At 64.2% G+C, this 12,505-nt stretch carries 8 protein-coding genes; 1 reads left to right on the top strand and 7 read right to left on the bottom strand.

What is annotated here, in order from left to right; translation table 11 throughout:
• From CKF42_RS14980 to CKF42_RS14950, 7 genes are all read right to left on the bottom strand, one after another.
• Positions 1–394: uroporphyrinogen-III C-methyltransferase (locus CKF42_RS14980; RefSeq protein WP_233501047.1), on the bottom strand; the 394-nt coding region annotated here is incomplete at its 3' end.
• Entirely contained in the window at positions 394–3,012 is a 2,619-nt protein-coding gene (locus CKF42_RS14975) for a nitrate reductase (protein WP_111208533.1), read from the bottom strand. The genes CKF42_RS14980 and CKF42_RS14975, both read right to left, overlap by 1 nt.
• Entirely contained in the window at positions 3,009–7,073 is a 4,065-nt protein-coding gene (nirB, locus tag CKF42_RS14970; protein WP_111208532.1) for a nitrite reductase large subunit NirB, read from the bottom strand. Before nirB ends, CKF42_RS14975 begins: the two co-directional genes overlap by 4 nt.
• 10 nt (positions 7,074–7,083) lie before the next feature.
• The gene (locus CKF42_RS14965) at positions 7,084–7,872 is read right to left on the bottom strand and encodes an ABC transporter ATP-binding protein (protein ID WP_111208531.1); all 789 of its coding nucleotides are present in this window, start codon (positions 7,870–7,872) and stop codon (positions 7,084–7,086) included.
• Between the two features lie 10 nt (positions 7,873–7,882).
• Positions 7,883–8,755, bottom strand: a complete 873-nt coding sequence (gene ntrB, locus CKF42_RS14960) for a nitrate ABC transporter permease (RefSeq protein ID WP_111208530.1) — start codon at positions 8,753–8,755, stop codon at positions 7,883–7,885.
• An 11-nt stretch (positions 8,756–8,766) separates the two neighbouring features.
• Positions 8,767–10,017, bottom strand: coding sequence for a CmpA/NrtA family ABC transporter substrate-binding protein (locus tag CKF42_RS14955; RefSeq protein WP_111208529.1), 1,251 nt, complete (start codon positions 10,015–10,017; stop codon positions 8,767–8,769).
• Between the two features lie 262 nt (positions 10,018–10,279).
• Positions 10,280–11,494, bottom strand: coding sequence for a nitrate regulatory protein (locus tag CKF42_RS14950; RefSeq protein WP_111208528.1), 1,215 nt, complete (start codon positions 11,492–11,494; stop codon positions 10,280–10,282).
• A 487-nt stretch (positions 11,495–11,981) separates the two neighbouring features.
• Here CKF42_RS14950 and CKF42_RS14945 point away from each other — a divergent pair, with 487 nt between their 5' ends.
• Positions 11,982–12,473 carry a hypothetical protein gene (locus tag CKF42_RS14945; RefSeq protein WP_009090601.1) on the top strand — a complete coding sequence of 164 codons (492 nt, stop codon included), beginning with the start codon at positions 11,982–11,984 and terminating at the stop codon, positions 12,471–12,473.
• Positions 12,474–12,505: the final 32 nt, after the last annotated feature.

Raw genomic sequence — 12,505 nt, 5'->3', positions numbered from 1 at the left:
CCTCACAACGGATCCCGGCCTGCTGCAGGCTCACCATCTCCTCGCCACCGCGACCAAAAATAAAGGGATCGCCGCCTTTCAGCCGGATCACGTTGCGCCCGCTGCGCGCCAGATCCACCAGCAGCTGATTGATCTGTGCCTGCTTCAGACCATGCGCGCCCGGCTGCTTGCCCACATCAATCGACAACGCGCTCTCCGGCACCTCCGCCATCACCGCTTCGCTCACCAGCCGGTCATACACCACCACCTCCGCACGCTGCAGCAACCGCAATGCCTTCACTGTCAGCAGATCCACATCACCCGGCCCGGCACCGACCAGCCAGACCCTGCCCGCCTGCCCGCCCGCACCGGCCGGAGCCAGTAACTTATCCAGAGAATCAATTGCCCGCGTCATCATTCCTCCACCACCACGTCAGACAACAACAGCTGCTTCAGCTCCGGAATACAGGAGCCGCACTGTGTGCCGCACTTCAGCCTCTCGCCCAGCGCCTGAGTCGACCGGCACCCCTGCGCCATCGCCTGCAAAATCGCCTCCTCACCCACCGCCATACAGCTGCAGATTATCCGGCCCGTCGCCCTGCCCTCTGCGGCCCGACCGGCCAGCACGCTGTGCCGCCCGGCCGCATCCTGCGGGGCAGCCAGGAAGGCCGCCGCGACAAACGCACTCTCCAGCGCCGGCTGCGCTGTGCCAGCGTAAAACGCCAGCTGCAACGCGCCGTCGCGCCAGGCCAGCAGCCGGTAGTCACTGCCGCTGCCGGTGGCGACCTGCACCTCACAACCGGTCAGATCCGCATGATCGGCCAGCCACGCCTGCGGCGAACCCTCGCCCGCCACCGCAAACCGCTGCACCGCCGGGTAGGGCACGCGCGCCCAGTAACGCAACCCGGCGGGCGGTGTCATCCCGCGCTGCCACAGCCAGCCCTGCCACTTCACCGCCAGCGGCAGGATGCGCACGGGCGTCTGCTTCAGCGCAGGCTGCCCGGAAAAAGGACAGGCCCGGGCGGCAACCAGCATGTCAACGTGCCCCTGCTGACTGAACTGCCGGTTCCAGTGCATCGGCACAAACAGCTCGCCGCGCCGCATCCCGGCATCCGCACGCACCCGCACGCTGATCCAGCCCTGCTGCGACTGCACCCGCGCCAGCCCGCCCGGCGTCACACCATACTGCACGGCATCCGCCGGATGCAGTGCCGCAAACGGCTCATCACAATGCTGCATCAGGCGCGGCACCAGCCCGGTCCGGGTCATGGTATGCCACTGGTCACGTACCCGACCGCTGTTCATCAGCAGCGGATAAGCCGCATCACGCGGCACAGCGTGCGGCGTTGCCGGCACCCGTAACTGCGCTTTACCGTCCGGATGATAAAAGCGCCGATCGCTGAACAGCCGGGCGCAGCCCCGTGGGTGGTCAGCGTTTACCGGCCACTGCACCGGACGCAGCGCGTCCCACTCCGCCTGACTCAGCTGCGCCAGCCCGCTGATATCGAATGCCCGCTGCCCCCCGTTCTCAAAACCGGACAGCGCAGCATGTTCGCGGAAGATCTCCGACGGATGCTGCCAGTTAAACCCCTCACTGAACCCTAACCGCTGCGCCACCTGAGCCAGCAGCCACCAGTCTGGCCGGGTATCACCCGGTGCGCTGGCGAAAGGGCGCTGACGTGAAATCCGCCGCTCTGAGTTGGTCACGGTGCCACTCTTCTCGCCCCAGCCCTGGGCAGGCAGCAGGATATCGGCAAAGGCGCTGGTGTCAGTCTGCGCCATCACATCGGACACAATCACCAGCGGACAGGCCGCCAGCGCCTGCGCCACCCGGTTGCCCTCAGGCATCGACACCGCCGGGTTGGTCCCCATTATCCACACCGCTTTCACGCTGCCCTCCCCGATCGCCCTGAACAGTTCCAGCGCGGTCAGCCCCGGCTGGCGGGCTATCACCGGACTGCGCCAGAAACGCTGCACCCGGTCGCAATCTTCTGCGGTAAACGTCATGTGCGCCGCCAGCTGGTTCGCCAGCCCGCCCACCTCGCGGCCACCCATGGCATTTGGCTGTCCGGTCAGCGAAAAGGGACCGCAGCCCGGGCGGCCTATTTTGCCGCTCAGCAGATGCAGATTGAGGATGGCCTGATTGTTGTCGCTGCCGGTGACGGACTGATTGATCCCCATACACCAGAGCGTCAGCACCCGATCGTGCTCACTGAACAGCCGGAAAAAGTGCGTCACCTGCTGCACGGTTAAATCGCACTCCACCGCCACCCGAACCACATCCCACGCCGCCGCCGCGGCCAGCGTCTCTGAGACGCCGTTGAGGTGCGGCAGCATGCTGGCATCCAGACCCTTCGTCTGTGCCAGCCAGTGCAGCAGGCCGGAAAACAGCACCGCATCGCTGCCGGGACGCAGCGGCAGGTGCAGATCAGCCTGATCGCCGCTCGCGGTCCGGCGCGGGTCCAGCACCACGATGCGCATCGCCGGACGCTGCTGCTTCGCCTGCATCAGCCGCTGCCAGACGACCGGGTGCGCCCAGGCGGCGTTAGAGCCGACCAGCAGCACCAGATCGGCCTGCTCCAGATCCTCATAACAGCAGGGCACTGCGTCCGCGCCCAGCGCCCGCTTATATCCCACCACGGCGGACGCCATACAGAGCCGCGAATTGGTGTCGATGTTGGCGGCGCCGATGTAGCCCTTCATCAGTTTATTGGCGACGTAGTAATCCTCAGTCAGCAGCTGACCGGAGCCGTAAAACGCTACCGCCTCCGGCCCATAGCGATCGATCACCGCGCGCAGCCCCGCCGCCGCCGCATCCAGCGCGGATGCCAGGCTGACCGGCTGACCGTCGACCCTGGCCGTCAGCAACCGGCCTTCCGGGATCAGCGTCTCGCCCAGCGCCGCGCCCTTGACGCATAACCGGCCCAGGCTGGCAGGATGGTGCGGATCGCCGGTGACAACGGCCTGCTGCGCCCCCTGCAGCGTGACGCAGACGCCACAGCCCACGCCACAATAGGGACAGGTGCTGTTCATGATGCCTGCGCCAGCGGGTTAAGCGGACGGTTTGCCAGCCAGATCTGCCCCGCTTCCAGCTTCACCGGCCAGCAGCGCAGCTGATGCTGCGGGTTATCCAGGCTCTGTCCGTCACGCAGCCGCACCCGCTGTTTATAGAGCGGGGAGATCACCACCGGCTCGCCGCCCACATCGCCCAGAATCCCGCGCGACAGCACGCTGGCATCGCTGCCGGGCTCGCGATCCTCCAGCGCATAGAGCGTCTCGCCAAAGCGGAACAGGGCCACCCGTTCGCTGCCGAGGCGCGCACCGATCCCCGCCTGAGGCGGAATCGCCTCCAGCGCGCAGATGGCACTCCACGGCTCGGCGGGCAGCTGTAACAGCGGCCGCGCGGCCACCGTTTCAGGCTGACGCTGACCGCGAACCCGGCTGTAGTGCAGCGTCTCATCCGGCTGCGCGCTGTTGAGGGTTGGGGTGAACAGCGCCAGGCGCGACGGGTCCGCCAGCGTGGTCTGCCACTCGCACTGGTAAGCGTCGACCACCTGCTGCATCTCCGCCTCCAGCGTCGCGCCCAGCCCGAGGCTATCCTCGATGATTACCTGCCGCAGATAGTCCAGACCGCCCTCCAGATTGTCCATCCAGACGCTGGTACGCTGCAGACGATCGGCGGTGCGGATATAGAACATCAGCAGGCGATCCACATAGCGCAGCAGCGTGGCATCATCGAGATCGCTGGCGAAAAGGTCGGCGTGACGCGGCTTCATGCCGCCATTGCCGCAGACGTAGAGGTTCCAGCCTTTGTCGGTGGCGATCACCCCGATATCCTTGCTCTGCGCCTCGGCGCATTCGCGGGTGCAGCCGGAAACCGCCATCTTGATCTTGTGCGGCGCGCGCAGTCCCTTGTAGCGGTTCTCCAGGGCGATAGCGAAGGCGGTCGAGTCCTGCACGCCATAGCGGCACCAGGTCGATCCGACGCAGGACTTCACGGTGCGCAGCGACTTGCCATAGGCGTGACCGGTTTCAAACCCGGCGTCGAGCAGCGTCTGCCAGATGTCGGGCAGCTGGTCGAGCCGCGCGCCAAACAGGTCGATACGCTGGCCGCCGGTGATTTTGGTGTAGAGATCGTAGCGCGCCGCCACCTCACCAATGGCAATCAGCCCCTGCGGCGTGATTTCGCCCCCTGGCACGCGCGGCACGACGGAGTAGGTGCCATCTTTCTGGATGTTGGCGAAGTAGCGATCGTTGGTGTCCTGCAACGGCAGATGCGCCGGTCTGAGCAGGTAGTCGTTCCAGCAGGAAGCGAGCAGCGACGCCACCAGCGGTTTGCACACTTCGCAGCCCTGGCCTTTGCCGTGAGACGCCAGCAGCGCATCGAAGGTTCTGAACTCCCCCGCCCGCACCAGGTGATACAGCTCCTGACGCGAATAGCTGAAATGGTCGCAGACATCCTTCTTCACCTCGACGCCGAGGTTTTCCAGTTCATACTCCATGACCTGCTTCACCAGCGCCGCGCAGCCGCCGCAGCCGGTGGCGGCTCGGGTGCAGCTTTTGATACTGCTCATCTCCCCGCATCCGGCCTGAACCGCCGCACAGATATCGCCCTTGCTGACGTTGTGGCAGGAGCAGACCTGCGCACTGTCGGGCAGCGCCGCGACGCCGGGCGCTTTCGGCGCACCGGCCAGCGCAGGCAGGATCAGGCTTCCCGGGGTTGCGGGCAGCGGCAATGCATTGAGCATCATCTGCAGCAGCGTGGTGTACTCACTGCTGTCGCCCACCAGCACGCCCCCCAGCAGCCGGGTGTTATCCGCGGAGACCACGATCTTTTTGTAGATGCCTTTAGGGCCATCACTCCAGTAATAGTGCTGGCTGCCCGGCGTGCGCCCGTGCGCGTCGCCGAACGACGCCACCTCCACCCCCAGCAGCTTCAGTTTTGTGCTCATGTCGGCACCGCTGAAGGCCGCAGGCTCTCCAGCCAGATGTCCGGCAAGCACCCGTGCCATCTGGTAACCGGGGGCGACCAGCCCGAAAATCTGCCCGTTCCACAAGGCGCATTCGCCAATGGCAAAGATCGCCGCATCGCTGGTCTGGCAGCAGTCGTTAATTTCAATGCCGCCGCGGGGGCCGAGCGTCAGGCCCGCCTCCCGCGCCAGCTCATCCCGCGGCCGGATACCGGCGGAGAAGAGCACCAGATCGGTGGGCAGCGCGCTGCCGTCGGCAAACCGCAGCACCACGCTGCCGTCCGGCTGCGGCTCAATGATGTCGGTCTGCTTCGAGGTGTGAACCGTGACGCCCAGCGCATCGATCTTCTGGCGCAGCATCAGCGCCCCGCCCTCATCCAGCTGCACCGCCATCAGCCGTGGCGCAAACTCCACCACATGGGTTTCCAGCCCGAGCTGCTTCAGGGCGTTGGCCGCCTCCAGACCGAGCAGGCCGCCGCCAATCACCACACCGCGCTGACTGTGGCGGGCGCAGGCTGCGATCGCATCCAGATCGTCCAGGGTTCGGTAGACAAAGCAGCGGTCGCCATCGTGGCCCGGCACCGGCGGCACAAACGCGCGTGAACCGGTTGCCAGCACCAGCCTGTCCCACGCCAGCTCATTGCCCGCGCTGTCGCGCAGGCTGCGCTGCGCCCGATCGATTGCCATCACCTGACAGCCGCTGCGCAGTTCAATCCCCTGCAGGGCAAAAAAGTCTGCGCTGACCAGCGAGAGCGCGTCCGCCGCTTTGCCGCTGAAGTAGTCGGAGAGATGAACCCGATCGTAGGCTGGCTGCAACTCCTCGCCGTACACCACGATGTGGTAATGCTGATGCAGCTGGCGGGCAACGAGTTGCTCAAGAAAGTAGTGACTGACCATACCGTGACCGACCACGGCTAATACGGGTTTACTCATCTCAGGACTCTCTGCAGCCTGCGGCTGCGGTTCAGGTTGATCGGGGTCGAACAGGGCGTTAAGCGTGACCGCCTCGCCCCGCTGCAGACGCGCCAGCAGTGCCGGGCCCTGCCGGGTGTCGCCAGAGAGCAGCACCCCGCGCAGGCGGCCCTGGCGAAGAAACAGACGGCGATAGTCGCCGGAAAGCGGATCGAAACTGTGGAGGGATTCCCCCTCACTGATATCCCCGGCGCTGAACAGCGAAATGCCGCTGACTTTGAGCCGGGTCGCCAGCGGCTGACTGACGAAATCGGGCTGCGGCGATCCCGCCAGCTGCGCCGCCAGAATCTCAGCCTGCGCCAGGCAGGGGGCCACCAGCCCCGGGGTTTCACCCTGGTGTTCACAACACTCGCCCACGGCATACACCCCGCTGACCGCGCTGCGCAGCTGGCCATCCACCAGAATGCCGCGCTGACAGGGCAGCCCCGCCGCCCTGGCCAGCGTCACCTCCGGCTCAACGCCGATGGCGATCACCACCTGACGAGCGGCGCAGCGCTGGCCATCCGTCAGCGTCACATCTGCTTTGCCGATGGCCGCAATGCCGCTGTTCAGCAGACAGCGGATACCGCGCTGCTCCAGAGCCGCCTGTAACAGCCCGCCCGCCTGTGCATCCAGCTGGCGATCCAGCAGCCAGGGCTTGTGATGAACCAGCGTCACCGCCCGTCCCCGGGCGCGCAGCGCCGCCGCGGCTTCAATCCCGAGATAGCCGCCACCCAGCACCACGATCGGCCCCTCACCCGCCAGCAGCAGCCGGACATCAGCAATGCTGCGAAACGTCACGACGTTATCGCCCTCAATGCCGGGGATCGCGGGACGGCGCGGCCGTGACCCGGTAGCAAACACCAGCCGATCCCAGCCGAGCTGGCGCTGACAGGTCTGCAGCGTGCGGGCCGCCAGGTCGGTCTGCAGCACGGTTTCACCGCTCAGCAGCGTGACGCCGTGCCGCTGATACCAGTCAGGGTCATGGATCAGGGTTTCATCGAACACCATTTCCCCGGCCAGCACCGGCGAGAGCAGCACGCGGTTGTAGTTGCCGTGCGGCTCGCGGCCAATGACCGTGATGACAAAGCGCTGCGGCGCACGCTGCACCAGCCGCTCCACCATCTGCATCCCCGCCATGCCATTGCCTATCACCAGCAACCGTTGCCTCATGGTCTGCTCCCTATGCCGCCGTGGTCTGTTTTTCATAGAGGAAATGCAGCACCTTCTGGCGCAGCTGGTGATAGCGCGGCTCATCGGCCAGCGCCACCCTGGCGCGGGGACGCGGCAGATCGACGGTGAGGATCTCGCCAATCTGCGCGGCAGGGCCATTGGTCATCATCAGCACCCGATCGGAGAGCAGCACCGCCTCATCGACGTCATGGGTAATCAGCACGATGCTGGTGTTCAGCTCCTGCTGAATGCGCATCACGCTGTCCTGCAGATGGGCGCGGGTTAAGGCGTCCAGCGCGCCAAACGGCTCATCCAGCAGCAGCACGCGTGGCTTCATCGCCAGCGCCCGTGCAATGCCGACGCGCTGCTTCATGCCGCCGGAGATTTCGCCTGGCCGCTTGTGCATGGCGTGGCTCATCTGCACCCGATTCAGGTTGTGCTCGATCCAGTCGTGCATCTCCGCGCGGGTGAGACGCCCTTTAAACACCTGCTGCACCGCCAGCTCGACGTTCTGAAAGGCCGTCAGCCACGGCAGCAGCGAATGGTTCTGAAACACCACGGCGCGCTCCGGGCCGGGACCGGTAATCTCACGGTTGTCACACAGCAGCACCCCGCTGCTGGGGCGGGTCAACCCGGCGATCAGGTTAAGCAGCGTCGATTTGCCGCAGCCGGAGTGACCGATCAGGCTCAGGGTTTCGCCTTCGTGGAGATCAAAACTGACGTTGTCGAGGGCCAGGAACTCGCCGCTGGCGGTGTTAAAACGCTGGCTCACCTGCTGAACGCGAATAATGTGTTTCATGCTCTTCCCCTTATTTTTCCCAGCTGAAGCGACGCACCAGCAGCATCAGCCCCTGCTCCAGCAGCAGGCCGACCACGCCGATAATCAGAATGGCGATCAGGATGTTGGCCACGTTGAGGTTGTTCCACTCGTTCCAGATCCAGAAGCCGATGCCCAGTCCGCCGGTCAGCATTTCAGCGGCGACGATCACCAGCCAGGCGATGCCGATAGAGAGGCGCACCCCGGTAAGGACAGCGGGCAGCACGGCGGGCAGCAGAATGCGGCGCATCACCGTCCATTCAGAGAGCTGTAACACCCGCGCCACGTTGAGGTAATCCTGCGGAATACGCTGCACGCCTTCGGCGGTGTTGATGATCATCGGCCAGATGGAACAGATGAAAATGGTCCAGCTGGCCGCCGGCTCGGCGCGCTGAAACAGCAGCAGGCCAATCGGCAGCCAGGCCAGCGGACTCACCGGGCGCAGCAGGGCGATAACCGGATTGCCCATCCGGGCGAGAAAGGTGAACCGCCCGAGCAGAAAGCCTGCCGGGATGCCCACCAGCGCGGCGAGGCCAAAGCCGATGGCGACGCGCTGCAGCGAGGCCAGCACGTTCCAGCCGATGCCCTGGTCGTTGGGGCCGTTGCTGTAGAACGGATCGGCGAACAGGGTCTGCGCGGCCTGCCAGGTCACGTAAGGCGACGGAAACGCCGGTTCCACCAGCGCGGCGAGCTGCCACACCAGCAGGAGCAGCAGCAGGCCGCCCGCGGCCGGAATGGTGCGCTGCAGCAGAGGCCGCAGACGCGCCGGACGGGGCGCGATTTTTGGGGTGACCTGTAACGGGATCACGGTGGCACGGCTCGGGGGGTTCACCGGCTGCGCCACGGCGCGCGCGTCAGTTTTCATAACGACCTCTCTTAACGTTTGATAGCGAAACTGGCGGCGTAGGCGGCAGGGTCACTGCCATCCCAGACTTTGCCGTCGATCAGGGTGCTGCTGCGCATCTCACTGGCGGGCACGGCAACCTGGCCCACCGCGCTGGCCGCCTCTTTATAGATATCGAGGCGGTTGATCTGGCGGGCCACCGCGAGGTAATCGGGATCGTGGGTGAGCAGGCCCCAGCGTTTCATCTGGGTCAGGAACCACATGCCGTCGGAGAGCCACGGAAAACTGACGTTGCCGTTGTCGAAAAAGCGCATCGGATGGGCGTCCTGCCACGTCTGGCCCAGACCGTTCTCATACTGGCCCAGCATCCGCCCCTGCAGCGTGTCGACGCGGGTGTTGATCCAGGCGCGTCCGGCCAGCACCTGCGCGGTTTCGCGGCGGTTATCGTCTGAGGCGTCGATCCAGCGCGCGGCGTCCAGCACGGCGGCGGTCAGCGCACGGGCGGTGTTGGGGTTCTCTTTCACCCACTGCGCGCGGGTGCCGAGCACTTTCTCCGGATGCTCCGGCCAGATCTGCTGGCTGGTGGCGGCGGTAAAGCCGATGCTGTCGCTGATGGCACGCTGGTTCCACGGCTCACCGACGCAGAAGCCGCTCATGTTGCCGATCTTCATGTTCATCACCATCTGCGGCGGCGGCACAACCACGGTGCGGATATCCTCAAACGGATTAATTCCGGCACTGGCCAGCCAGTAGTAGAGCCACATCGCGTGGGTGCTGGTGGGAAAGGTGTGGGCGAAGGTCAGACTGCCTTTAGGGCGGCTGTCGACCGCCTTTTTCAGGCTCGCCAGATCGCTCACACCCTGGCCCTTCAGCTGGTTAGACAGGGTAATGGCCTGGCCGTTATGGTTGAGCGTCATCAGGTTGGCCATGTCGTGCTGTGGCCCCGCCACGCCAAGCTGCAGCGCGTAGATCATGCCGTACAGCACGTGCGCTGCATCCAGTTCACCGGAGGTCAGCTTGTCACGCACCGCCGCCCAGCTTGCCTCTTTGCTGACCTGCAGCGTCAGGCCATACTTTTTATCGAAGCCTTTCACCGACGCCATCACCACCGGCGCACAGTCGGTCAGCGGAATAAATCCGACCCGCACCTGCGCTTTTTCCGGCGCGTCCGACCCGGCCGCCCAGACCGCATTGCGTAATCCCGGAATGATCCAGGCTGCGCCCAGCGCCGCGCCGGAAAGCAGTGCCTGACGTCGTGTCAGTGAAAATGACGGTTTGCTCATCATGTTGCCCCTGAACAGAAATAAAAAAAGGCGTCCTCCGACAGACCGAAGCCTGCGGATGGACGCCTTTATCCAAAGCACTGATCCCACCGCCATTGGCGGGCGCAATGCATACTCTCTGTAAGGCTAAAGCAAAGGGTGTGCCAGTTTTTTCAACGCCGTCAATGGCGGTTCACCGGCCTCCCTCTGCTGAAAATCTGACCGTTTTTGCACGTTTGTGACGCAGGTTGCGCACGGCGGTTGTGCAGCTACCTCTTCCGGGTTAGCTGCGCAGCGTCGCGGCGACCGCCAGCACCGCCTGCGCGATCTCCACGATCCGCTTGTTCTGATTCATGGCACTTTTGCGCAGCGCCTGCCACGCGGCCTCTTCGCTGAAACCCTGCTGCTGCATCAGCCAGTGTTTGGCCTGATCGACCACCCGCCGCTCGTCGAGAGAGGCGCGCATCGATGCCAGCTCATCCGCCTGCTGCTGCAGACGCTGCGACTGCTCGCTAATCAGTGACAGCACCGAGCGCCCGAGCTGGGGTGCCAGTCCGTCACTGTCGAGCGCCGCCGCGCCGGGCAGCCAGTCAGCGCCGGAAACATAGAGCGCAAAGGTGCTCTCCCCCTGGACAACCTGCCCTGTCGCCTGCTGCTGCGCCTGGTCGATGGCCGCGCGACAGCGCTGCATCAGCGTGGCCGTCAGGGCATCCTCCAGCGTTTTCATCTGATCCAGCCGCTCTGAGAGCAGAGAAAACCAGTGCAGTGCACCGTTCTCCTCACAGGGGCCGCCGGTGCAGGCGATACGCCGCAGACGTTCGATGTCCCGGCTGGCCTGGGCCAGCGGCTGCCAGCGTTCACAGGCGGTGCTGTCGGCAAACTGCCGGAAGGTGGTAAAACTCTGCTCCTGCGCCGCAATCAGCGCCACCATCTGGCTGCGCTGCCCGTCGGTAAACTGTCGCGCCGCAAAACCGGCGGAACCGATAGCCCGCTCCTGCCCGGCCAGTTCTTTGCCCTGCATAAAACTGAACAGGGCGATCAGCGCGCGGGAGATGTCGGGATGGCTGGCGGTGTCGGCCGCTTCAAAAACCAGATTCAGTAAGGTGCGGATCACCTGATTAAAGGCGGCCATCGCGGCGGCCTGCTCACGTTCACGCAGGCTGATCTGCTGACGGAGCGCGGGTAACCCCTCCAGCGCCTGCAGGGCGGTGGCAATCAGGTTGCAGAAGCGGCTGAAGCCAGGCTGGGCCACGGCGGGCGGAAGGGCCTGATAAAAGTGCTGCAGCGCCTCACTCACCGCCTGCTGACGGGCGCCACGCTCTGCGCTGAACAGCGCACCGTCCGAACAGAGCCAGAGGTTAGTGGCGCCGCGTTCCCGCTGCAGCCGATGAACCAGTTCGCTGACGGCGGCCATCAGCTCGCCGGTCTGAAGCAGCCGCTGCAGGCTGGCGATATCGCTCTCACGTGAAGCCTGCAGCCAGGCCAGGGCGTCAGCCATTTTTCATCTCTCCGCGCCGTAAAATCCTTCTGAAGCAAAAGGCGTGCCGCTTTCCGAAAAAAAGCGGCATAAACCGCCCCGGAAATTCTGATTTTGAAAAGATTCTTTTCCTGCGCCGGGAAAATTTTCCGGCAATAAAAGGTTAGTGATACTTAATAGTTTCCCATCGAACCCATTGCGTGTCAGAATGGGAAGCCACGTTATCAATCAGTTTGTCTGTGCGATCATTCAGTTCGCTTTAACTATCACTTTATTCGCGGCTTTTTTCAGGGCGTATCACGCCCCGGAACCGCCCGCTATCACGCATCGGCAGCAGGCGCAATGGTTTGAAATCTCAAAAGTCTTAGGTAGACTAAACGCGTTACTATCCCGATGTAATCTGGCCGTTTTTTAACAAACAGACTTTCAGCACGATGCGGCGCCTGAATCAGCGTTTTCTGCATCGGGCCTGGCAATATGCAGATACTTTGATGAGATCACGAGGAACATGGTGAAAAAGAGTCTTGCGTTAACGCTGCTGGCGGTACTTACCCTGGCAGGCTGTAAGGCCCCGCCGCCGCCCGTCACTGACGATACGCTGGTCACCAGCGAAATTAACGGCGTCAAACTGGTCCATCGACACGCTGTCGCGGCACCCACTGCCTTTGAGCCGGTCAATCAGACCTGGCGTGCGCTTTATGGCGCCTCCGTGATGACCTCACCCGACTACGGCGGCAAGGTGGTTCGCTATCTCGAAACGGGTAAACCGTTTGAAGTATTAGGCAATGTAGAACACAGCTGGCTGGCGATTGCTGACCAGGCTGATGGCCCTTTAATCGGTTACGTCCCACTGAAAGCGGGCGTGGAGAGCAGTCGTTATGACGCCACCGTGCAGAGCGATCGCCCCCGTCCCCGCAAAGCGAAACAGGTCTGTGTGGCCGTCGGCGGCGCCAGCAAAGCCTGCCGCACTAACGATACCGCGACCTGGATCTTAGACTGACTATGAAATCCGGCGCATATTGCCCGCAGCAC

The organism is Pantoea sp. ARC270 (genome assembly GCF_003236725.1).
GTDB lineage: Bacteria > Pseudomonadota > Gammaproteobacteria > Enterobacterales > Enterobacteriaceae > Pantoea > Pantoea anthophila.
Note: the sequence above shows the minus strand (reverse complement) of the source record. Positions and strands in the feature narration are given on the sequence as shown.

Bases quoted from the DNA above. Each gene is read 5' to 3' on its own strand.
- nirB (WP_111208532.1), bottom strand. From the start codon at position 7,073: ATGAGGCAACGGTTGCTGGTGATAGGCAATGGCATGGCGGGGATGCAG.
- ntrB (WP_111208530.1), bottom strand. From the start codon at position 8,755: ATGAAAACTGACGCGCGCGCCGTGGCGCAGCCGGTGAACCCCCCGAGC.
- CKF42_RS14950 (WP_111208528.1), bottom strand. From the start codon at position 11,494: ATGGCTGACGCCCTGGCCTGGCTGCAGGCTTCACGTGAGAGCGATATC.
- CKF42_RS14975 (WP_111208533.1), bottom strand. From the start codon at position 3,012: ATGAACAGCACCTGTCCCTATTGTGGCGTGGGCTGTGGCGTCTGCGTC.
- CKF42_RS14945 (WP_009090601.1), top strand. From the start codon at position 11,982: ATGGTGAAAAAGAGTCTTGCGTTAACGCTGCTGGCGGTACTTACCCTG.
- CKF42_RS14955 (WP_111208529.1), bottom strand. From the start codon at position 10,017: ATGAGCAAACCGTCATTTTCACTGACACGACGTCAGGCACTGCTTTCC.
- CKF42_RS14965 (WP_111208531.1), bottom strand. From the start codon at position 7,872: ATGAAACACATTATTCGCGTTCAGCAGGTGAGCCAGCGTTTTAACACC.